Source organism: Hephaestia caeni, from assembly GCF_003550065.1.
In the GTDB taxonomy this organism is placed as follows: Bacteria; Pseudomonadota; Alphaproteobacteria; order Sphingomonadales; family Sphingomonadaceae; genus Sphingomonas; species Sphingomonas caeni_A.
In genome coordinates, this window is record NZ_QXDC01000002.1 from 1018705 (window position 1) to 1040637 (window position 21933).

General features: G+C 61.2%; 29 protein-coding genes. 21 read left to right on the plus strand and 8 right to left on the minus strand.

What is annotated here, in order from left to right:
- Positions 1–47 precede the first annotated feature (47 nt).
- The gene (locus DFR49_RS04660) at positions 48–515 is read right to left on the minus strand and encodes a hypothetical protein (protein ID WP_119034617.1); all 468 of its coding nucleotides are present in this window, start codon (positions 513–515) and stop codon (positions 48–50) included.
- Between the two features lie 240 nt (positions 516–755).
- On the opposite strand from DFR49_RS04660, the gene DFR49_RS04665 reads away from it, so the two are divergent.
- Positions 756–2039 carry a hypothetical protein gene (locus DFR49_RS04665; protein ID WP_119034618.1) on the plus strand — a complete coding sequence of 428 codons (1284 nt, stop codon included), beginning with the start codon at positions 756–758 and terminating at the stop codon, positions 2037–2039.
- A 116-nt stretch (positions 2040–2155) separates the two neighbouring features.
- Positions 2156–2812: a DUF7007 domain-containing protein gene (locus DFR49_RS21635; RefSeq protein WP_147373646.1), complete on the plus strand. Its 657-nt coding sequence runs from the start codon at positions 2156–2158 to the stop codon at positions 2810–2812.
- Here the strand turns inward: DFR49_RS21635 and DFR49_RS04675 are convergent.
- A complete protein-coding gene (locus tag DFR49_RS04675) occupies positions 2796–3053 on the minus strand; it encodes a hypothetical protein (protein WP_119034620.1) in 258 nt (85 codons plus the stop codon). The two genes, DFR49_RS21635 and DFR49_RS04675, sit on opposite strands and share 17 nt — an antisense overlap.
- Before the next feature lie 210 nt (positions 3054–3263).
- On the opposite strand from DFR49_RS04675, the gene DFR49_RS04680 reads away from it, so the two are divergent.
- The 12 genes from DFR49_RS04680 to DFR49_RS22610 all read left to right on the plus strand — a co-directional run bounded on the left by DFR49_RS04680 (position 3264) and on the right by DFR49_RS22610 (position 10311).
- Positions 3264–4148: a deazapurine DNA modification protein DpdA family protein gene (locus tag DFR49_RS04680; RefSeq protein WP_342768459.1), complete on the plus strand. Its 885-nt coding sequence runs from the start codon at positions 3264–3266 to the stop codon at positions 4146–4148.
- A 79-nt stretch (positions 4149–4227) separates the two neighbouring features.
- On the plus strand, positions 4228–4473 hold the full coding sequence (locus DFR49_RS04685; protein ID WP_119034622.1) for a hypothetical protein: 246 nt from the start codon (positions 4228–4230) through the stop codon (positions 4471–4473).
- 165 nt (positions 4474–4638) lie between these two features.
- Positions 4639–4998: a DUF3768 domain-containing protein gene (locus DFR49_RS04690; RefSeq protein WP_119034623.1), complete on the plus strand. Its 360-nt coding sequence runs from the start codon at positions 4639–4641 to the stop codon at positions 4996–4998.
- A 260-nt stretch (positions 4999–5258) separates the two neighbouring features.
- Complete coding sequence (locus tag DFR49_RS04695) at positions 5259–6065, plus strand: N-6 DNA methylase (protein ID WP_119035270.1); 807 nt, start codon at positions 5259–5261, stop codon at positions 6063–6065.
- Between the two features lie 190 nt (positions 6066–6255).
- Positions 6256–6453: a hypothetical protein gene (locus DFR49_RS04700; RefSeq protein ID WP_245968238.1), complete on the plus strand. Its 198-nt coding sequence runs from the start codon at positions 6256–6258 to the stop codon at positions 6451–6453.
- 109 nt (positions 6454–6562) lie between these two features.
- Entirely contained in the window at positions 6563–7033 is a 471-nt protein-coding gene (locus DFR49_RS04705) for a hypothetical protein (RefSeq protein WP_119034624.1), read from the plus strand.
- On the plus strand, positions 7030–7635 hold the full coding sequence (locus tag DFR49_RS22205) for a hypothetical protein (protein ID WP_245968239.1): 606 nt from the start codon (positions 7030–7032) through the stop codon (positions 7633–7635). The genes DFR49_RS04705 and DFR49_RS22205 overlap by 4 nt, the downstream gene beginning before the upstream one ends.
- A gap of 74 nt (positions 7636–7709) precedes the next feature.
- On the plus strand, positions 7710–8129 hold the full coding sequence (locus tag DFR49_RS21640) for a DUF7831 domain-containing protein (protein ID WP_147373647.1): 420 nt from the start codon (positions 7710–7712) through the stop codon (positions 8127–8129).
- 128 nt (positions 8130–8257) lie between these two features.
- Complete coding sequence (locus DFR49_RS21645) at positions 8258–8599, plus strand: hypothetical protein (protein WP_147373648.1); 342 nt, start codon at positions 8258–8260, stop codon at positions 8597–8599.
- On the plus strand, positions 8596–9084 hold the full coding sequence (locus DFR49_RS04725) for a hypothetical protein (protein WP_119034627.1): 489 nt from the start codon (positions 8596–8598) through the stop codon (positions 9082–9084). The genes DFR49_RS21645 and DFR49_RS04725 overlap by 4 nt, the downstream gene beginning before the upstream one ends.
- Positions 9085–9152: 68 nt before the next feature.
- On the plus strand, positions 9153–9452 hold the full coding sequence (locus tag DFR49_RS04730; RefSeq protein WP_147373649.1) for a hypothetical protein: 300 nt from the start codon (positions 9153–9155) through the stop codon (positions 9450–9452).
- Between the two features lie 268 nt (positions 9453–9720).
- On the plus strand, positions 9721–10311 hold the full coding sequence (locus tag DFR49_RS22610; RefSeq protein WP_484083249.1) for a Mom family adenine methylcarbamoylation protein: 591 nt from the start codon (positions 9721–9723) through the stop codon (positions 10309–10311).
- Between the two features lie 87 nt (positions 10312–10398).
- Here DFR49_RS22610 and DFR49_RS04740 read toward each other — a convergent pair whose 3' ends face one another.
- The 6 genes from DFR49_RS04740 to DFR49_RS04765 all read right to left on the minus strand — a co-directional run bounded on the left by DFR49_RS04740 (position 10399) and on the right by DFR49_RS04765 (position 16988).
- Entirely contained in the window at positions 10399–10812 is a 414-nt protein-coding gene (locus DFR49_RS04740; RefSeq protein ID WP_245968240.1) for a hypothetical protein, read from the minus strand.
- A 20-nt stretch (positions 10813–10832) separates the two neighbouring features.
- The gene (locus DFR49_RS04745; RefSeq protein ID WP_245968241.1) at positions 10833–12386 is read right to left on the minus strand and encodes a site-specific integrase; all 1554 of its coding nucleotides are present in this window, start codon (positions 12384–12386) and stop codon (positions 10833–10835) included.
- A gap of 314 nt (positions 12387–12700) precedes the next feature.
- A complete protein-coding gene (locus tag DFR49_RS04750; protein WP_425454910.1) occupies positions 12701–13699 on the minus strand; it encodes an IS110 family RNA-guided transposase in 999 nt (332 codons plus the stop codon).
- On the minus strand, positions 13650–14027 hold the full coding sequence (locus tag DFR49_RS04755) for a hypothetical protein (RefSeq protein ID WP_119034631.1): 378 nt from the start codon (positions 14025–14027) through the stop codon (positions 13650–13652). The genes DFR49_RS04750 and DFR49_RS04755 overlap by 50 nt, the downstream gene beginning before the upstream one ends.
- The gene (locus DFR49_RS04760; protein ID WP_170150926.1) at positions 14024–15835 is read right to left on the minus strand and encodes a site-specific integrase; all 1812 of its coding nucleotides are present in this window, start codon (positions 15833–15835) and stop codon (positions 14024–14026) included. Before DFR49_RS04760 ends, DFR49_RS04755 begins: the two co-directional genes overlap by 4 nt.
- On the minus strand, positions 15807–16988 hold the full coding sequence (locus tag DFR49_RS04765; RefSeq protein WP_245968242.1) for a tyrosine-type recombinase/integrase: 1182 nt from the start codon (positions 16986–16988) through the stop codon (positions 15807–15809). Before DFR49_RS04765 ends, DFR49_RS04760 begins: the two co-directional genes overlap by 29 nt.
- Positions 16989–17437: 449 nt before the next feature.
- Between DFR49_RS04765 and DFR49_RS21650 the strand changes: the two genes are divergently transcribed.
- The 7 genes from DFR49_RS21650 (at position 17438) to DFR49_RS04795 (ending at position 21864) form a co-directional block, all read left to right on the plus strand.
- Complete coding sequence (locus tag DFR49_RS21650; protein ID WP_147373650.1) at positions 17438–17635, plus strand: hypothetical protein; 198 nt, start codon at positions 17438–17440, stop codon at positions 17633–17635.
- Complete coding sequence (locus tag DFR49_RS04770) at positions 17632–18180, plus strand: hypothetical protein (protein ID WP_147373651.1); 549 nt, start codon at positions 17632–17634, stop codon at positions 18178–18180. The genes DFR49_RS21650 and DFR49_RS04770 overlap by 4 nt, the downstream gene beginning before the upstream one ends.
- Positions 18181–18306: 126 nt before the next feature.
- Positions 18307–18741, plus strand: coding sequence for a DUF4262 domain-containing protein (locus DFR49_RS04775; protein ID WP_170150927.1), 435 nt, complete (start codon positions 18307–18309; stop codon positions 18739–18741).
- A 51-nt stretch (positions 18742–18792) separates the two neighbouring features.
- Complete coding sequence (locus DFR49_RS04780; protein ID WP_245968243.1) at positions 18793–19317, plus strand: hypothetical protein; 525 nt, start codon at positions 18793–18795, stop codon at positions 19315–19317.
- A gap of 215 nt (positions 19318–19532) precedes the next feature.
- Positions 19533–21140 (plus strand): PRTRC system ParB family protein, encoded by a 1608-nt coding sequence (locus tag DFR49_RS04785; protein ID WP_245968244.1) that lies wholly within the window; start codon positions 19533–19535, stop codon positions 21138–21140.
- Between the two features lie 39 nt (positions 21141–21179).
- Positions 21180–21611 (plus strand): PRTRC system protein E, encoded by a 432-nt coding sequence (locus DFR49_RS04790; protein WP_119034637.1) that lies wholly within the window; start codon positions 21180–21182, stop codon positions 21609–21611.
- A 46-nt stretch (positions 21612–21657) separates the two neighbouring features.
- Positions 21658–21864: a PRTRC system protein C gene (locus DFR49_RS04795; protein WP_119034638.1), complete on the plus strand. Its 207-nt coding sequence runs from the start codon at positions 21658–21660 to the stop codon at positions 21862–21864.
- Positions 21865–21933: the final 69 nt, after the last annotated feature.

Sequence of the window (21933 nt, forward strand, 5' to 3'; positions counted from 1 at the left end):
GGGTTGGCGACACACGTCATCGACGTCGGATCCCCAACCCCATATGCCTAGCCGACGCGAAAGGAACGCCATGAAGAACCGAGCGGAAACGACGGCGTGAAGCAACCCACTGGCCCATCGGGCTCGGCCGCAACATAGGGCGGGATGGGCGTTGTCACCGCATACTCTCGAGACACTCTACCGCGAGCTTCGAGAATAGCCGCGAGCCAGTCGAGATCATCAAGCATGTGGCTCGCACCGCGACCGGCGAGGGCATAGTAAATCGCCCGCTGATAATCGTCGCAACGTGTTCCAAGGATACGACCGAGCTTAGCCTGGCCACCGGGATGCCGCTTGCCAACCATATCCACAGCATCGCGCAGCTCGGCGACCGCGAAATAAGCATCGTTCGCCTCGACGCCAATCGACAAGGCCGCAATCGCGCGGCGCTCCGGGCGCTGCACGGAATCCAGCGAAGCATCGACAAGAACGATGTCGATGTCGACGGTGCCGACATGCTTCTTGGAAAAGGTCATTGTTAAACTCCTCTAGGCTGTCCATCCGAACATAATGGGAACGCATCGTGCTCACAACACTGGCAGCCAATCTGGGTTGATCGCAGGGACGCGTCGTGACACCTATTGCTGAGCAAACGCCCTAACTTGTCGCCAGAAAGGGGACCAGTATGACGACGCTTGCACAGGCAATAGCTGCGGCGCTCCGCGTTCACCCGCAAACACCGACATTCCGCATCTGGCAGCAGCGGACGCCATATCATGTGGCTCGTTGATCGCGGGGGGAGGGGACACGGCCGAATCCCTATCAATCCCATCGTCCGGGACGCACTCGTGCGGTGGTATACCGGCGATGGAAATCATCACGACGAAGAGACCGGTGTCGTCCTAGTCCAGCAAGCTCGCCTTGGCGAAAGGTGGATCGCTTGTGACTGCCTCGGGCCAGGCGCGGCACCCCCGTTGATGACACCTGCCTATCTCAGCGAAGCCGAAACCTTCTATCTTCGTCGGCTGACTGGAAACGGCCGGCCCGAACACCGGCTCGACTGTCCGTTTTTCCATGAACAGTCGGCACCCGACCAGATCACAAATCGGGATCCGACTAGTCCTGTCGATCGTCCAGACGGCTATTTCTCGGTGCTCCACAGCGCACCGGTCCGGCTGTCCCAACAACCCGAGGAGAGCGGGGGAGGGCGCGAACGGCACGCATACGTTCCGCGACTCGCCCGACTACTATGGCGGTTGCTGGACCTTTCGGGTCGCAACCGCGCAGGGCTTCCTGACAACTGCGAACGTGGCATCGCGAACGAGTTCGCCGCCATCCAAGCTATCGCGGAGCGGCTCGAGGTCGCGCCGGGGATCGAGCTTGCACGCACACTATGGACTCATGGTTCGGCATTCCAACGCAAGCGCGTATATGCCGGCTTGCGCGCCCTCGCTACAACCTGGCCCAGTGGCCACGCTCCGCAGGCATTCCTGCTACTCTTCGCCCATGAGGTTCAGGGACACACTGTCCATGCGGCGGGCTGCGATCCAATCAAAGTTGCGACCCGCGTGCAGCACCCCTCCGTCCACGGCGCGGCGATCGCTGGACCCTATCTCGTGCTGATCGTCATCGGAGAATTGCCTCAAGCAAAAGGCTATGCCCCTCTTCGCGCTTACGCACAGCCCGTCTATTCGGGCCAGCGGTTCATTCCCGTCGATTCAGAGTTCGAGCGCTCGACACTGCGCGACCTGCTGCGGATCCAGCATCGGCTCCACGAGCGCGGTCACGACAGCTCCATCTTGAAACCATTGTTCGACATCCAGACGCCCGCTGGCAACTGCCGTCCGGACTTCATTATCGAAACATGCTCTCGCGCAACTGGAGAGAGCCGGGCGGCCGTGGTCGAATCGATGGGCTTCGATGTCGAATCCTATCACGACGCCAAGGCGATCACGCACCCGAGAATGGCGCATATAGCGCCGGTGGTCGAGATCACCGCGCAGCAACTACGCGACGGCCACTTGCAGCACCGCCTCCTAAATCTGCTTGTCAGCGGATGATGCCATAGGCGCAATCCGGCAACCTCGCGTCTATCGCAACAAGCGGCATAGCCGCTGCTTCACCGACGCGAGGGAAGGGGGAAGGGGACGAGACGCATTCATCTTGGAGGCGTTTCATGACCCATTTTTCCAGAACTCCGAAGCCCAGCCACAGCCCCTGGGGACAGATCGACTATGCTGATCAGATCGTGCCCGGTGTCTGGAGCGTCGGCACCCCCAGCCATGGCGGCTTCCTGCTGTCGCCCGAGCGCCAGACGGCCATGCCAGCGGTAGCTCGACGTGCGGGTGCCGCTTATGAGGAAGATGCCGAATGGAGCCTTGTTGCACTTGTCTTCGCAGACGAATTCTCAGCCATCTCGTGCGCAGAACGCACGATGGCAGACATCGCCCGGGACCATGTTCGCAACTACTATCCTGACGAATATGCCCATCTGACCGGCGACACGCCCACGGCCGAAACCAGCCATGTGCTTCGCCGGCGAGAGATCTGTTCCGCCGCAATCGGCCAGTTTGTGGTTACCAGCGCGTTCGGCGACTGGGCCGATTGGGTGCCCGACGGCAAGGTCGGAATCATCGCCCGCGAAGCGATCGGCATCACACGCGAAGGCCATTATGAATATGGCGACGTCGAACGTAGAGGCCTCGTCGATGCCGCGCGCTATGACAACCGCGCGATCGTAAGCCTCTGGGACGATCTCAATCCCGCGCTGTGCGATGAAGGCGCGGCCGGTCCGCTGTTCCGGAAAACCGCCACGCTCACCATTCAAGGCTGACGGCGAAGAGGCCCACGATGGCGAGGATCACCGGCGTGCCGGTCAGATAAAGCTTCTGCCAGCGCCACCAGGTGCCGGGCAGGAACAGCATCACGGCACGGACCGATCCGAGGTCGCGCCAAAACCGCTCGCGCCATAGCTGCACCGTGATGATGGTCACCGACAACAGCACCGCCACCAAGCACGTGAGACCGGTCGCGGCATAGAGCGCCGTCCAGTTCAGTATCTCCGCCTCCGACACGCTCCACCGCCTTTCGCCTCATCGACCTCGCGCGCGCCGCGCCGAGAACACGGCGACACGGAGACTGCCATGAGTATAGAGATAATCGTTGGCCTCCCACATCTCAATCGTGGACCTCTCCTCGAGCGGGCGATCGCACGTCGCTATCCGGTCCTCATCTCCGCCAACGCGCTTTCACGATGGGACCACCGAAAAGGCTATCCGCGTTGGATGGGCTGGAAGCTTCGCTCCCTGTCCAACGCGGATAGCCTCGTATCGATCGATCTGGATTCCGCAGGCTTCGTCGCCGCCCGGCGCTACGGAGGGCTGCCGTGGACCGTCGACGACTATATCGAACTCGCCGCCAGCTACCCGTTCCGACGCTTCGCGAGCCTCGACCTTTGCACCGAGGCGGAGATCGCCCGTGATCGCGAAGAGGTCATGGACCGCATCTCGCGCACCATCGCCCTCAATCACGCCTGCCATGCGAGAGCCGCCGAACGGGGCATTGATACCCAGTTCATGCCGGTCATCCAAGGACGGCGACCGGACGATTATCTCCACTGCCTCGATGGCATCGCCGGCATCCTGCGACCCGGAATGGTCGTTGGCGTGGGCAGCATGTGCCGACGCGAAATCTCCGGCCCGGAGGGACTTCTCGCCGTACTGAGCCGGCTAGACCGCATGGCGGATGCCACACTCAGGTTCCACGCCTTCGGGGTGAAAGGGACTGCGCTTCGATATCTCCGCCCCCTCGCTCATCGCGTGGTCAGCATCGACTCTTGTGCCTATGGCCTGGCAGCACGGATCGAGGCCTGGCGCGGAGGCTTCTCCAAGACCGATGACTTCGTCGCCGACCACATGGAGCAGTGGCAGCATCGGCAACAGACCCGCCTCGACGAGGGCGACGCCGCGTTCCAGCATCATTTGCCGCTCGTACAGTCGGTGCCGCAGGCCGGGAGCACGTGGGACGCTGCGATCGACCGTGCCCGCGCGGAAATCCGCGTGCTGATCGAGGAGGGCGAGATCGCGCACGACCAGATCACCGAAGGATGGATCGCGCAATGGGCGATCGACATCCTGCACGGAGCGAAATGCAAGACCATCGGGCAATGAAGCCGCGAGGGGAGGGGGAAGGATATCGGGCCGCTGACAGGCACACGGCGCTCCATCATTCCGATCAGGAGAATTTTCCATGAAGGACTGCGGCCTTTTCGCTGAGCGCGACCCCGAACGTGCGCAACGAATACTGCAAGCTCTCGAGCGTTACGCCGAGCGCCGCGAGTGTTTCATCAGCGCACTCGACTTCGACGCGCTCGATCGCAGCACCGCCGAGCGGATTTTGCATGACGACACCGCAATCGATGAAACGCTCGCCTTTGGCGATCTCTATTTGCAGCATCTGTACGCGTTCGAAGATCAGCCCACGGAAGGCGACTGACGCTTCTCGCTTTCGGCCCGATCCAGGATCTCGCTTCGTCCTCTACAGACGTTGCCGCCCGTGTCCGCGATGCCGCGGATATAGAGGGGAGGGGGAAGGAGGAGTGTGGCGAGGCGGGCGGCACGATGCTGACCAGCCGCTCGCCGACTTATCCAGGAGGCCGCCGTGACCAGCCACGCTACATCCCGCACCGAGCGCATCGCCCAGCTCAACGACAGATGCCGCCAGGGACTCGATCGCAACGCCCGCATCGTCATTACGAGCAACTGCCTGGCCCGCCTGGCACCGAGTGACGACAAGGTTGCCGAGATCCTCGCCCAAGCCGAACTCATGCGGGCCATCCGACAGGCAAGCTTCGATCGGGACAGTCCCGAGCGCGACATGGGCTCAGTGACCGTCGGCGACATCAAGGTGCTCTTCAAGATCGACTATTACGATCCGAACCTCGAGTACGGCTCCGAAGATCCGGCCGATGCTGCGCAAACGACGCGCGTTCTTACCATTATGCTGCCGGAAGATTACTGACGCTCCGGCACTGAGAATCTACGCCAGCCGGGGCGCATGCTCTTGCGAAATCCCACCTGAACCGACTCAGACCGGCCGTTGCTTCCCCAACAATTACGTTCTGTCCGTATCACCCGCCGCTCCGGACACTGCCGCCGGTAGTGCCGGCAATTCCTGCCTTCCGTGATGCCGCGCCCATGGCCTGCTCGACGTGTCGTGCCGCCGCTGATCCCGGTCGCCCGGTGCTCCTACCCCTGTCACTCGCCAGAAAGATGCGTCCGATGATGTCCGCCGACGCCCACATCAAAGCCATCTGCAAATTGTTCAACGCATCGCAGTCCCGACACGACCGTTACACGCTGTTCTCAGACTGCCTTGAGGTCGCGGCGATCAGCCTGTCGAACGCAACCGACTTCACACATCGGGATACTCGTGAAGCACGCTACATGGAGATCGTTGGACGCTACGAGCGCGACGTGATCGATACCTTCGTGCGCATCTTCTCCGAAGTGACGATGGCAATGGAGGCCGAGCCATCCGACATTCTCGGTCGCGTCTTCGGTGAACTCGAACTCGGAAACGCAGCGCGGGGGCAGTTCTTCACCCCTTACACCGTGTGCAGGTTCATGGCCGAGACCATGCTGGGCGAACACATGGACGCCATCATCGATCGCGAAGGCTTCATCACGGTGAATGAGCCCGCATGCGGCTCTGGGGCCATGGTGGTCGCCCTCGCGGAGGCGATGCGAGGCGCCGAAATCAACTATCAGCGCCACATGCACGTCACCGCGATCGACATCGATCCACGCGCAGTCCACATGGCTTATATCCAGTTCTCACTGCTGCACATTCCGGCCGTCGTGATACTGGGCAACGCGCTCTCGCTCGAAACGCGCCAGCAATGGTTCACCCCCGCTCATGTCCTCGGGGGCTGGAACAGCAGGATTGCTGAACGCGTAGCACGCGAAGCCGAGATCGCCCGAAGCGACTCCGATCGGATTCCAGTCGGGATCAAGGACGCGTCTGAAATCTTCCTTCCCGAAAAACAGGCTACATGCCCGCCGCCCATTCAGCTGACGCTTTTTTAAGCAGCGAACAATCCGCCTGATCCGGATTTCGGACCACTCAGTTCGAAAAGGGAAGGGGGAAGGGAAGGGTGCATCCAATGTCGGAGACCCTGATGTCCATAGTGACTTTCGGCAACGTCCTGCCGGAGGAGCGGCCCGTCGGTCGCCATTCGGTTGCGCGCCTCTTGTGCCGTAGAGCGGCGGTGCAGCCATGATGCATGCAACCTACCTTCGGCTCGGAGTCAGCGTCCACGACGACTGGCGCCGCGTCGTTCGGGCCGGGGCCACTGTCCTCGCGCGTAAAACGCGTCGCGATCCGGCCAAGCGCGAAGCGCGCAAGTTTTTCTACCGCGAACTTATCGACCAGCATTGCCGGAGCCAGCAGCTCTTCGCCGCCTGCCGGTTCTGATCACCCGGCCTCTCATGCACATCCGCCAGGCTGCAACCTTCAAATACACAATCCCCCCGCTCCCGCGCACTCATTCTGCGCGCCGGGAGCCCAACCAGGAGAACGACCAATGTCCGCAAAAACGGTCTACGAACGTGCGCCCCTCGGCGCTCTTATCCGCTATTCCAACGGTGAGGCGCGGCCACCCGAACGCCATAACCGCAAGCTGCGCGCCTGGGAGCATGAGAACGGCACCGGCAGGCTCATCAAAAAGACACCGGCCGTGCAGCGTCCGACCTATTCACTCCCAGCCGGATTTACACTTCACGAAGGCAACTTCGGAAGTGAGGGTGTAATCGTCCTTGTCGTGAACAAATCATACTCGGTCGACAGCAGACTCCATTTCGAGATCGTCGAAGAACCGCAGCCAGGCGCAGTGCGCGTCATGACCAGCTTCAATGGAGACGACGAGCTCCAGCATCTGGCGCCCGACATGGCATCGGCTGAGGCCTGGCTCGTCGAACACCGCTATCCGGGCGCGCGCCTTGAAGTCGTCGGTGAGCCTGTCGACATCCCTCTGGCACTGGGAGAAGCGGCATGAACCCGTCCATCGCCCAGGGCGCTTTCGTGATCGCAACCCGCGCTGTTGAGGGCGGTCTGCTGTTCTGGAATGATGAGGACGGCTTCGTCGATCTGGATCAGGCGACCGTCTTTAGCGAAGCGGAAATGCGCGAATGCAGCATGCCGATCGCCGACGATCCCCCGCGTTGGCTGGCCCTGCCGTCACGGCGGCGCGACGCTTCTGATGCCAGCGTCGATTCCGTCCTGCCGAACAGAGCGCGCTTCGAGCTGCTCGATCGCGTTTATGCTCTGATGTCGGAATATCTCGCTGACGAGTGCCCGGATGACGAGCACTGGGAGGACTTCGACACCGACATCGACCGTTTCAGGTCAGAAATCGCCGATCTTCAGGAACAGGAAGCCGCATATCTCGCGGCTCTGCCGGCACAGCCGAGTCGGTTCTTCGTAGAAATCGAGTTCCTGTCCGATCGGGAACCGTTCGCGACGGAGACCTACGAGGTCGACGCGTTCGACTGGACCGACGCAAAGCGCGCCGCTTTCCGCCGGGCCGATGACAGTCCCTATGACAATGATCGCATTCCCGCTCTCGATCGCCGGGCACTCGATCAAGGCATCTATTGAAACCCGCCCAGCTTGAGTTCGACCAAGATCGTTCGAACGCCGGCTTTCGCCATAGGCAACGTGGAGAACAGCTCATGCCGATCATCGTGCAAACCGCCTGGCTCACCCGTCACCAACTGCGGTCTACGCCTTCGACCCTGTTTGCGTGGGGTGACAATCTTGCGCGCATGGGTGGTGCGCAGAACCCCCGGTCGGGACAAGCCTTCGCTTGCCGGGGCGAGCCGAACGCCATCGGCATACCTACCAAGCAGCGCCCGTCTATGGAGGATTCAGCGTTCTTCGACGACAACGATTTCGATCGAGTGAGGCCCGAAATCGACGTGGCGTTTGCACGACTTTCCGAGCACATCGCCGCGGGCGGAACGGTGGTTTGGCCCGCCGACGGTATCGGCACCGGTCGCGCGGAGCTTGCCCGGCGCGCTCCGCGCATCTGGATCTATCTCGAGCAGCGCCGCGAGCGGCTTTTCGCGCTTGGCGAAGTGATCCTGCGCTGAGCAGCGCTCCTACGCCCTGACCTCACGCTCAGACCCGACGATCGGCGCGACCTAGCCGCTCGTCCCCGCCTCGTTCCGTTGTCCGCCGGACGGACGGACAAACCCTAATCGAACAGGAGAACCATCCGATGGCTGAAAACGCCACCATCGTACACGACCGTCTCGAACGCGGTCGCTGCCTGATATCCCGCCTGCCAACAATCATCGTCGCCCTCAGCGAAGCTGAGTATCATGTCGCGACGATCCTCGCCTTCGACCCTGAGGCGTCCATCCCCGCCGGCGCCTTGGTCGAACCAACCCCAGTCTTCGAGCGGCGGCTTTCGGGAAGCCACCTCAGCTACCGAGGCTGGATGCTTCTTGCGCGCGCCTGCGCGCCCGACTTGCCAAGAGAAGGCGACTCGTCTTGCCTCGCCGCGTTCCTGGTAGACCGGGTCATGGCTTCCGAACCGCAACCAGGAGCAGCTCCATGACCCAACCCGATGATCAAATGTGGCGCGCGCTGCTTGATTTCCGCAAGCGTCACGGCGCCGACTGGAAGGAGACGCTCGGCATCAAGTGGATGAACGGCGGGGACGAATATGAACCATACAGTTCCTCGCTCCGGCGGATTCGTAATCATCTCGGCCCGTCCTGGCTCTGCGATCTCGACGAGGCAACTCTCGATACCGCCCAGCGTCGGCTCGACAACCTTGCCAAGCTTCCCGACATGTGCGGCTGCCTGCATCACGAAACCGGAGAGCCCATCATCATCAAACGCGGCGAGGCCGGATATTGGCCAATGCCGGCAGACTTCACGATCAAGAAGCTGAACGCCGACTTCGAAGCGACACATGCCCATGTCGCGGCCATGCAAGCCGGGGCCATGTTCGGATGGCACGTTCCGGCCGCGGACCCGGATCGCTACGATGCCGATGGTAAGCTTGTCGCATCCACTCGCTCGCCCGATTTGACGTAACGAACAGCATACCTCACTTGCGGCTCCCGCCACCAATAGCGAGCAAGTACCGACCAAGGAGAAGCAAGATGCCGTTCCGCGAAGGTCATATCTACCCGCTCAGGAATCCAGAGCGGTTTATCGCGGCATTGGGGGAGATTACGCACTATCGCCGAACGCCGCTGCTCGGAACTCCCCTCGAACTGCCAGCCAGTGCGTATACCCACGCGCTTCTCGCCCAGTATGGCCCGATACCCGCCGATGCGGTCAGGCACGAGGCCTTCATTGCGACTGACCAAGGCGATGTGCATCCGAACATGGACAAGCCGATTACCATTCACCTCGACGATGTGGTGTTGGAGAAAGGCCGGGTGCTACGTCTGGAGTGATCCCAGTCGCTTTTCATCTCCTGTTTCCAGACACGGGCGATGAAGGCTTTCCCGGCATGCCGGGCCATGAGCAGATAAGAGGGAGGGTGAAGGCGATCATGATGGAGATCGCCACATGCATATCACCCGGACCCAACGCTGGCGCGACCGGCGTTGCCACTGGATACCCAACGCTACAGAGATCGATCCGAAGCGCCTCGCTGTCGACGTCATCAGCACGAAGCACCAAGCAGCGCCATTCGTGCGGATACACCACTATACGGCCTCAATGCCAGTCGCGCGCCTTTCGGTAGGCCTCTTCGCTAACGCCAAGGGCGGCCGATCCGAACTGGTCGGCGTCTGCGTTTTCTCCCATCCGGTCAACGACGCCAGCGTGCCCAAGAACGCCGGGCTCGCTGATCCACGCACCGCGTGCGACCTCGGAAGACTCGTTATAGAAGATTCCCAGGGGGGTAATGCCGAGACGTTCCTGATAGCGCGCGCGTTCCGGCTGCTCCGCCGCGAGAAACCCGAAATCCTCTCGGTCATCTCCTACGCGGACCCGGTCCGGCGCCTCGATGCTGATGGCAACATCGTCCTCCCCGGACATTGCGGCGGCGTTTATTCCTCAGCCGGAAGCCAATATTCTGGAAGATCGAGCCCGCGCACCGACCTTATTCTTCCCGACGGGCAGCCAATCTCATCGCGGGCGATATCCAAGATCCGCAACGCCGAATGCGGCCAGCGCTACGCGATGGACGCTCTCCTCAACGCTGGCGCGAGGCCACCATCGTTCGGAGAGGAACGGGCGCATTGGCTCGCTGACCTCGAGCGCACGGGATTCCTGCGAAGACGACGACATCCCGGGTGTCACGCTTAGGTTATGTCGTTTTCGTATCTTTTGCGCGTGCGGGGCCGTTTTTCGGTGTTTTCACGCTCGCGAGCCAACAAGACGTATCCTGATAGCTTAGGCGTCCACGTCCCGTATCGGATGAGGCTTGGATAGGCGGGCCACTTCCTTGACCAACTGAGCATTCCGCATCTCGGCTCGCTCGGCACGTGCTTCGGCCTCGAGCGCTCGACGTAACAGCACAGCATTCTGAGTCGCAGCCTCGGCGCACTTGGCATGCATTTGCTGCACTGAGGCGTGCTGCCGATCTCCGTGACCCTCGGCCCGAACGTCCTTCGCTCTTTCCGACCTGAGCCGGCGAAGCTCCGTGAGCATGGAGGCGTGGTGAGTGTAGATTACATTTCGTCCGACGCCAGTTCTGCGGGCAAGTTCGGCGACAGCAAGTTTGGCATTGGCATCGGCCGCCATCACTGCCAGCTTTTCCTTGAGCCGGAGTTCGGTTTTCGCCCATCGCCGCGCCTGCGGCGTCACCGGCGTATCTCCTTGAGTCATTAACCCTCCGCTTCTTGGGCGGCCAACGACGCCAGCAGGCGCTCGCCTTCTTCCACGCGCGCCTGAGCCAGCGCCCGGCTCGCCTCATCAAGATCCTCGCGCTGAAGCAGCGTTCGATTCCGCGCGATGCGATCCTCCCATATTGGCCGATGCTTATCGGAGAGCACGAAGTTCGCGCAGGTCACACAGGTACTTTGTGTCCGCAGCGCCGGATTGGGTGCAACATCGCTTCCGAAGCAGGCTGCGGTCTCACGACGATAGAGACAATAGCCCCAGTCACAGACACCCAGCCTCATATCTGTTTCTGCCATAAGGCGAGTAATATAGCGATCCAGATCTTCGTCGAGCGTCCTCCCCCGGAAGGGCGATCGCGCAGCTATAGTGCGTCCAGCCTTGCCACCAAGGCGCGGCGCTACAAGCAGTTCTTCCAACGCGGCGCGTGTTTCCCGGGCTGTTTGCTCGTCGATGAGCTCCGTCAACTCAAAGTCCGTGCCGACATAGGCACTGTCGGTCATGGCGCGGTTAATATGGCCGAGGTGCTTTCTCAATGCCACCAGTCCCGTCCGATCACGCCGACCCACAAAGCGGGCAAAGGTTTTCCGGCCTTGGTGCGTGCCGAACAACCAGTCCTTACCGTCCTGTTCGGGCGCGGGCAGGACATTTCGGTAATGCCGATTGAGTGCGACGTAGATGGCCTGGTGCGTGACGGGAACGATCTCGACAATAGTGTAGATGAGCGCTCCGCCCGGCGGCACCTGACTCAGCCAAAGATTTCGCCTGCCGGTTCTCTCTCTCAATGGTGCGCTGATCCAGCTTACGATCTCCACTGCTCTGATCACCGGCTCGGGCGCCACCCACCGATGCGGAACGCCATCCACGCCGGAAGCGCCCTTACGGATCGCCCCAACCAGATATGGAACCCGTTCGCCGGCGCTATCGCGACGCCATTCGATGCAGTCTGTCTCAAGCGCCAGGATCTCGGAGCTGCGGGCACCAACGAGATATGCGATTGTTATGAAGCAGGCGTCCCTCAGGCGCGCAATAAGATGGTCGAGCCGCCAGAGCGGCGTCCTGGCCAGCATGTCCTCGCTGATTCCTGGCAGACCTGGCTTCTGCTCGACGATCCATTCCCTTGCCCGGCTTCGGCCTGTGCGACATGTGCCTCCAGCGCGAACATGCTCGTCATATCGGGCTTGCGCTCCATCCCTCACGGTCAGCAGGCTATCCGCTCCTTCGAGCATCCGCAGGGCGCTACTGATCAATGGCACCGCTATGGCGTCGGGCGTAAACGGCCACCCCCCACGTTCACGCCAGCCATCGCCTAGATCACGAACGCGAGCCGGTGGTTTTGGGGGCGCGTCCGCGATTTTCTCCCGCTGATGGTAAAACGCATGGAGAACGTGAAGGTATGCCTGCGCGGTCGCGGACGATAATTCGCCATGAGACAACCTGTCTTCAAAGAACCGCAGCACGGTTTCTCGATCGAGATCGGAAAAGCGCTCGATCCCTTGCGCCACCATCCAGCGGATAATTTGACGTAGCCGACCCATCATCACGGGAAGCGTTCTGGGAGCTGTTCCGCGATACCCCCGAGGCGTGTGTGGATGCCTCCCAGATTGCAAGGCGATTTTCTGACTTTGCTCGGCAGAGCGCTTCATCGGTCGTGTGTCAGGCCTCTGGTGTGGCTTGCTGACGCCACGGGCCGTTATGCAGTTCGAACGATCCGGGCCACATCGGTTCAGCGAGCTTGGTTTGCTCTCGCCCCGGGACTGGTTAGCCGCATCGTGAACATTGAAGTCCTTGCCGCATAGTATCAGTCGATCTCCTTGTCGGGGCCGAGGCCCCGAGCGCTATGGCAGTTACGCCATCACGCCAAACGGTAGTCTTCCTCGCGGGTCATCATCGCCCAGATTGTCCGCGCCATTTTGTTCGCCAGTGCTACGGCGACCACCATTCTAGGCCGTCGAGCCATCATGCGGCCCAGCCAGTTGTCGGGGAGAACGCCTTTGCGCACGATCCATCGTATCCTGCTCATAGCTCCGACAACGAGAAGTTTGCGTATGTCGCTTTGACCCATTTTGCTCATGGATCCGAGGCGAGACTTTCCGCCCGTTGATCGCTGCTTCGGCACCAGGCCGAGCCATGCCGCAAAGTTTCTTCCGCTGTCGAACGTCCGCAGATCCGGTGCGAACGCCATGATCGCACCGGCCGTCACCGGTCCAACGCCGGGTACCGTGCAAAGGCGGCGAAGCTCGGCGCTGACCGCCATCGCCTCCCGTAATCTGAGCGAAAGTTCATCAATCTTCGCTGTCAGTGTGTCGATATGCTCGAGGTAGAGGCCTGCGATCTCCCGGATACTGGGAGGCACATCGACGTCGTCGTCGGCCATAGCTGTACGGATTTCCTTCAGATGAGGAACGCCTTGAGGGAATATCAGGCCGAACTCAGCCAAGTGTCCTCGTAAGGCGTTGATAGTCTGCGTCCGCTGGCTCACAAAACATTGGTGGGTGCGATAAGCCACGGCCCTTGCTTGATGCTCCGCGCTTTTGACCGAAACGAAATGCAGGTTCGGACGCACTGCGGCTTCGGCAATGGCTGCAGCGTCCGCGGCGTCGTTCTTCTGCCTCTTCACGAATGGCTTTACATAGATCGGCGGGATCAGCCGAACCTCATGACCTTCTGCGCCGGCAAATCGGCCCCAGAAATGGCTCGTCGCGCAGGCTTCCATAGCAACAATACAGCGGGGCTGCTCCCTGAGCAGTGCCTCCAGTTTGGACCGGGAGATTGTCCGATTATATAGAACCGACCCTGCTCGATCAGTCGCGCAGACCTGGAAGCTGCGCTTTGCCAGGTCGATCGACAGCATGTGTGCATTCGCCATATGCTCCTCCTTCATGCGCCGACATGGCGCTACTGAGCATCATACGATGCCCGATGAAGGGAGGCATCCACCGCATCAGGTCACTATGCAGAGACCAGATGAACGCTTTCGCCGCGTAGCGAAGCTTGTCCCATCTTCCTTCGTCGAAGCCGCTGCCGTCTGGCAACGTGAACGCCCAGTCGATGCGGAACGTCGTATCGGGGTAACCGCTCACGCCGCGCGCCATCTGCCATTCGATGTCGCTGAACCGTGATTCTGACGATACCTTCGTCTCGTTCGACACCGAGCTTTGTTTGGCGACTGCATCGATCATTCGAGGTCTGCCAATGGCGGGAGGCTTGGGATCCGCCGAACCGCTTCATCATGCATGCTTACCGGGAAGCCGGGGAGCAGATCTTCCTCCAACACCCGCAAGCTGGGGGCATAGAAGAGATTCCACCGTGTCGGATCGATGTCCTCTCGTGAAGCTATGAGATGATCGCGCGCCTGCAATATTCGCGCTAAGCGATCCACGTCGATCGGGACGACGAGGCCAGGACAAGCGAGGCAGCCTGCCAGATGGCGACACACGCGCGTGCCGGCTTCGGTTTCTATGGCGGGCGACAGGCAGCGGTGCCCGAACAACGCGGTGACTGGTCGGTGGGACGATGGTGCGGGTGCAGAGAGTCCGGCGTCCATGACCCAAGACACCATCAGCCGCTGTAGGCGCGCGATCGTTTCATGCTCGAGTTTCCGAGCCGGCTCGCCTTCAACATAGCTGTTGGTGGTCGCGAGGCTTCCATGATTCAGAACCGAGCTCGCAAGACGAAGATCTCCGCCGGATTCTACGTAATGGGCGGATGCGACGCTTCCCCTAAGCATCCCCGGCGTGAAGTTCGGCAACTCGCTCCGAAGCGCATCCGGGTGTTCACTATTCCACCTTGCTGCGCGCGCGTTTGCTTCCGTGGTGAACAAGCGGACCGCACTCGCCATAGCATATGAGCTCGGGACGCCCGCCAGATAGCTATGCAGTCGCTGTCCTGGACGTAAATGCCGCACGAGGAAGAGGCACTCCCGCTCATCCGGCGGCGCGTGACGGATCAGCGGTTCGGTCATCTCGAGCAGCATCTCGATCAACCTCGGTGCGGACCTCGGTTTTCGCCGATCGAAGGAACGGCGTTGAACCCGGAAGCGCTTTCTCCCTGTCTTCAGCTTCAACCATTCAATGGTCACTCGATCCTCATCCAGAGGATGGCGCACCAGACAGTCACGGCGGATGACTCGCAGAGGCTCGGGATTGGCCGCCAACTGGATTGCCAAGGCGATATAGAACGGCACCATCGTTCTTGCCGTCAGGTGATAATACTTGGCCAGGTCATAATGGCTCCCATGGCGGCGCATAGCTCGCTCGGAGATACCGTCTGCCATGATTCGAGGTCGGCTGGGCATGATTCCGTCGCCGAGGCGGCCCAACTGTCGGATGATCGCGTGCAGTTCTCGATCATTTTCCGTTAGTTCCGGCGGGTCGGTGCCGGATAGGATTGCCTGACCTTGCTGGAAGGTGCTCCAGGCGGCGTCGATCTCTTCATAACAGGCTCGCAAGATTGCGCGCAGTTCATCCAAAGACAGACGCGCCTTTGGTTGCGCGGCCTCCCGGTGTCGTGGGAACGGGTTGTATGGGAAAGCGAGCTCACTCCCGAACATAACGGCGCTGGTTTGCTCGATATGCTCCAGTACCATTTGAACAAACGAGACATACCGCGCCATCGTGCTTGCGCTCCGACGGCGCCCGTCGGGCGTTCGTTCCAACGACGCTAAAAAGCGGCGAACGACGCCGGCGTCGATCTCCCGCGCCGACCTGATCCCTTCTTCGTTCAAAAACTGGCTGAACCGCCGCATGCCCTGCCAGCGCTTGCTGCGTGTCGACCGCACCGATCCGGCATCGATTGTGCGCATCGCTGTGACGACCGGCGTGACCATGTCGGAAGGCAGCCCAAGCTCAGCGACATTGAACCGCTGGACGATCCCGCCCCAACCATTGCGGAACACGACCTCGCGGTGCTCGACCTGCTCGCTGCAACCAGGCTCCGGCCGGAAGCGCCGGTCCATCCGGTCAGCCGGCGGTTGGGATGAGGTCGCCATACAGGAAGTCCAGGCTCTCGACGACGTCGCGTTCATATAGCTCCACGCAACGCAGGTAGATGGCCGTCGTCGTGATCGAACGATGCCCCATCAATATCTGAAGGATCTTGAGCGGATTGAGGTCTGGATTTTCGCGAGCCTGACGCTGTAACCGTGCGAGCATCGCCATCGCGAACGTGTGTCGTAGCCAGTGCAGAGTACCGTCGAGCTTGGCTTTCGCAAATCCCTCAGCCAACAATGCCGTCAGACGTTTCCGGGTCAGCGGGTTTCCATAGCTGTTGAGCAACAGCTGCCGTGATGGCCGATAAGAGCGATCCACGCGACGCCGGCGCCGAACAATCGCCGCGCGATCCTCCCCAATGTACCAGTCCGTTCGATCGATGAGCTTTACCGGCGGGTAGACCGTCCGAGGACGGTCTCCTTTGGTGATGGCAAGCGGCACTCCGACCAGCGGCGTTTCATCTGCGGCAAGAGCGTGTGGATCGGGAACTTGATCGAGGGTCAGTCCGCATATTTCCTTGCGCCTGAGGCCGGCAGTCAAAGCCCATTCCGCTGCGACCCGCGGCGCCGCCTCCAGATGCTTGAACAACCGTTCCAGCTCGTCGACCCGCAACGGCCGAGGTAGTCGTTCTGCCACCGCGAGGGTAAGCGGGTTCACAGGCGGAGTCCGATTCACTTGCTGCAATTCACCAAACCGGAGCGCTCTACGCTGCTCCGCAGTGTAAGGCAGTTCATCGATCAGCTTTTCTTCCCACGCCCAAGCGTAGAATCGACAGACGGTTTGTACGCGGGCGTTGATCGTTACCCTTCCATAGGGTCGTTTGGTGTGAGGACTCGCCGTTTCCAACATTCGATTGCGGTAACCAGCGATCGTACCCTCGTTGACGTCGCGCCAATCGATCGTTGACTGCTCCAAGGCGTCGAACCAGTCATAGAGATGCTCGCCATAAGTTCGCACAGTATCCTGACTGCGCGATCGGCCCCTGATAATCGCGTGTTTCAGCAGGTATGCAAATGCGGGCTCGATGATCGCCATTTGGGCGTCGAGCAGAATGGGGAATCCATCCGGAATGTCTGGTTCGCCGCCTGCGGCGCGCACCATCATCACCATCACATTACCAGTCTCGCAAGAACCCAAATCCTTTTGCCACATGAGACCGCTGCTCATTTCAAGGTGCGGCGACCCGAGCCAAATTCCGGACGAGTTCCTGTTCTCACAATACGTTGAGCCCTCGGGTGGCGGGGGCCTTTCCGCGAAATGATCTTGGCCGGTCACCTCGGTGACCGGCCAAGATCATCATGAGCGACCATCCATTGAAGGGGAGGGGGAGGAGAGAGGGCAGGCTAACAGGACAGATCGACCTATGAGACCTAATCATACATTCCTGTTTCCGCTCACGAAAGCAGCCCGGATCGCAGCCCGGAAGGTTCCCAGTCTTCCCTATCCCGTCCTCGATCGCTCTGCGACGGAAGGCGATGTCACCGCATTGCCGCTACTCCATCTCGCTACGTGAGTCGCCTCGCATCGCGTGCGACCCGACCGCTGGCCTTACCCGCGCAGATGCCACGTCCACTCAATCGCCGCTCACAGGGAGGTCGAGGATGACGACGACCGAGAACCGATATCCCATCAAACCGGGCACTTGGATACGAACAGAAGAAGGCGAGAGGCTCTACTTCCGACGATACTCGTCCACCGGACATTGGGGCTTCTTCGCTGAAACCAATCACCGCGCCGCCGCCGAACACAAGCTTCCGCTGGCTGGCCTCAAACCGTGGCACAAGGAGTCCCCGACATGAAAACGCAGGCAATGACGAGTGGACTTCGCATCACTTTGAATAAGACCGAACTACAAGCCCTGCTCAAGTTAGCGCGCTACGGTGCCGAACAGGTCGCAGCGGCCCGGCACTACTATATCCTGCCCGAACGGCAGGTCGCGCTGGGGACTGATGTCATTCTGGGCCTTGAACAGGGTCTCACATCACTGCAATGGAAACAGGCCGAAGCCAAAGCGATGCGCGACGCGCCCAAGCGCGAGGCAGAACGGCGCGCGGCCCGCGAACACCACGCCCAAATCGACGGGTATTCGGTTATCGGAATGCTCGGCGATTGGACCGACATCTCCGACAACCCGGATCGTCACCAGTGGGCGGACATGTTCCATCCGGACACTAAGCCCCGTGAACAAGGCGAGATCCGACGCAATGTCTGGCGCATCTTCCTCAGCAGGGGCAGCGCCAGTTCCGATGATCTATCTGTTCTTCCCGGCGACTGCACCATGACTGCCGATCGTAGCGAGATCGCCAGTCTGGCCCGGCATATTATCGCAAGAAGTCAGTCCTGACGACCACTACGGCAATCCAGCACGAGCCTTGCCCATTTCGTGCGCTGCGCATCGACCCAGCCTGCTCTTAGCTCCGTGATGGCACACCCACGGCCGCTTCAGCATCGTCCAACAATGGAGAACAACATGTTCACCTCCCCAGATACGCTCAATACGCTGCGCGAAACGATCGACCATAATGGTCAAGCTGAAATCGCAGTTGTTACTGGCGCGGGTACGCCATGTTTTGCCCATACGATCGGCAACGCCAATCACGGACTCCCGGAACTCCTCGCGATTGGCGCATTCATGCCGGGGCGCATCCTGCAGATCCTCGCCCAAATAGGCCACGGCATGCGGAAAGCGGGAATGGCGCCCGACAGCGAGATCGACCTGGGGCGAACCTATCCGATCCGAACGCGCCTCGCCGGCCCCGTCGCGAGAAGCCGCTATACAACCGACGCGGGGGCGTATCTCGGCCACGACAAATATACGGTCATACAACTCCTGTTTGCCGATCCTTCCGGCCGCTATCCTGGCGAGCCAGGCTGTGATCCGCGTTACGATGTGCAGCTAATCTAGACCTGCGGTCGTTCTTCGCCCCCCCTCACTCCTGCCTGAAAGGTCACCGCGATGGCGGAAGCGAACCATGGCGCGCGCGCGCGATCGGCGCGTGCGGACGTACGCAATCCTGCACTCTTGTTACCAGCAGCTCGCGCCATGCGAACACTGGCGCCAGACATCAGGCTCTTGATCGCTGTCCTTCTTTTCGATCTGCAGCGTGACGCGCGCGGCCGTGCCGATAAGTGCTGGGCAAAGCGCAAAGCATTCATGGCCGCTTACTGGTCTGTCGTGGCCGTATATTCAGGGCACTTTGCCCGTGCCTTTACCGATGATCTCGGTGCGCGGCGCTCAGCCATGCCATTTCTTGTTCGACAGGAAGGTTTCCCGGAGATCAGAGTCCACGACTGGAACGAGGCCTCGAAGCAATTCTGTCGGCGACGAGATCGCCTGGATCTGGGTGCAAGCCACTATCCTGACGCGATCATATTAATCGGTTCCATCAGCATCGGCCGGATCAGCTACAACGGACGAATCTGGCCTGTCGAGAGCTGGGAGCCGGGTCAAGAACCGATCTTCGACAACCGAACCACTTGAATCCCCGCCTGCTCACGATCGTGGTGTCGTGACGTCCAATGTTCGACGCTCTCGCAATTCTTGGCGTCGAAAGCCTCAACCCGTCCGAAACGACCGACCCTTCTGCAGGCCCGTTGGGCCAAGAGAGGGAAGAGGGAGGATGGGCATTAGGCTCGATGAAAGATGGCGCGGGGCCCCGACAGACGAGCCCGTAACACTCGATGAGGAGACCAGCCTTGGATACGCCAGAACAACCCCCCTCAATCATCCTCCCTCTCTCCAAGATCATAAAGGGGGACAATCCCCGCCGCTATTTCGACAGCACCAAGCACGACGAATTGGTAACTTCGATCAAGCTGCGCGGTGTGCTTCAGCCCATTCTCGTCCGTCCCAAGAATGACCTGTACTCCCTCGTCCTGGGCGAGCGTCGTTGGCGAGCTGCCCTGGAAGCTTACGGCCCCGGAGGCGGGATCCCCGGCATCGTCCGCGAAATGACCGACCAGCAAGCCCTGGAAGCGGCGATCGCGGAGAACGACGACCGCGACAATCCGTCGGAAACTGAGCAGGCGGACGCCGCAGTTCGTTATCTCGCGGCCTGCCAAGGGGACCGGGCCGAAGCAGCCCGGCGGCTCGGCTGGTCCCGCGCCAAGCTCGACCGCCGCCTTGCGCTCGCGGAACTGGCCGAGGCGGTCAAATGCGCGCTGGACGAACGCCGGATCAAAGTCGGCCACGCCGAACTGCTCGCTGCGGTGCCCCCGGACAAGCAGGAGAAAGCTCTCGCGACGATCCTGAGCGCCGGACTCGACGTCGCCAAAACACGCGAGCTGCTCAAGCTCGCCACCCAGAATCTAGCGGCCGCCTGCTTCGACAAGACCGAGTGCCTGGCCTGCCCTTTCAACTCGTCGACGCAACGCGCCCTGTTCGAAGAACACGTCGACGACGGCTATTGTACCAACGCCGGATGCTTCGAACTGAAGACCGAAGCTGTCGAGAAAATGCGGCTCGAAGAACAGGAGCGGACAGCGGCAGCGGCAAAGCCTGCGGCGCCTGTCGTTGTCGACGATACCACCAGCGACGAACGGGATAACGCCGACGGCGGCGCCGAACCATCGACCAATCTTCAGCTCGAACCGACCGGTGATGCACCGTCTTCCGGCGAAGCCGGTACACCAACGAAGACCTCGACCACGAGCAGTGCTCCATCCACCAACAAGGCAACCGTCACGGCCCAGTCAATTGCCAACAAGACCACTGAGTTGCGCGAAGCGATGTGGCGCACCGCCCTCGCCCGGGCACTCGCGAGCAATGCCGCTCACGCGCGGACCGCGATCCTCGTCGCCGCGATGTCCGGGACGATCTCGGACATCAAGCCCGATACCCTGACGACTCGCGCAGGCTTGCTGGTCGGTGCCTCATTCCCAGACCTCGATTATAGGGGTAAGATCGCCGAAATTCGCGCACTGCCGGACGCCCGGGCAGTTAACGTGCTTGCCGTCATTGCTGCTGCCTATGCCAAAGATGTGCTCAGTTTCGCGCACGTCGCCGATCTCGCGAGAGCCTTCGACGTCGACCTGCGTGACAGCTGGACGGTCAACCAGGCGTTCCTCGAGCAATACACCAAGGGGGAACTCAAGTTCATCGCCCACGAATGCGGTCTCATTGCCCACACGGGCGATAGGTCATTCGCAGAGCTTCTGAACTCCAAGAAACCTGACCTTGTCGCGAAGATGCTCAACCGCATCGGGTTCGATTGGGCCGGACGGCTGCCCAGCGCGATGACGCTCGACGGTCAATACGGCCCGCCCCCATCACCCTCCGAGCCGGTCTCGCAGATCGCCGCCTGACCCCGCGTTCCCGCTTCTCCAGCAAAAGGACCGACTAACATGCTCATCGTCAACCTGCTTCCGCTCCTCCCACGCTATTCGCTTGGCTTCGACCTCATTGCTGGCCCCGACGATACCGTCACCCTCACCATCATTCCGCGCAAGGCGAGGAACGCGTCGCCCAATCTCGAAGGCGGCGAGGCCCGGCCGATCTCGATCACGGCAAGCGCCGCGGAAATCGATGCCGAACTTGCCAAAGGCACCGACGGCGCGCTCGGCCAACTCATCGCTGCGCGTAAGACGCTAGCTGAGCAGATCGCGGAGCAGCGCGAGGCGGCCGATGCCGCCAGGACCGCCGCCGCGGAGGCGGCAAAGGCGAAAACCGCGGCTGCTAAGCCCAAGGCGAGCGTACCTGCCGCTCCGGCTCAGGCTGCCGCCCCGACTAGTCCGCCGGCCAGCGCCAGGGCGGATGAACCCGCTAGCCTCTTTTGATGGGCTTCGCCCCATTAATCCCACGACCACCAACCGGGAGGCCCCCATGCAAATCAATCAACTCGCCCGAACCTACCGATACGACGGCATCGACCTTCCGGTCCCGCAACATCTCGCGGACGACCAGGCCGGCCTGCGCGCCTACCATGCCACCCTCTATCCGGCCATTTTGAACGCGGAGTCCGTCGATGCCGGTGTGTCGGGCGGCGCCCATGTCACCGAGTATCGCCGCGCCGTTGGGACCAAAGGCTGATCATGCCGCGCGGCAAAAGCACGACCATTCCGGCCGCACCCCGCAAACCCCTCATCGAATGGATCGAGA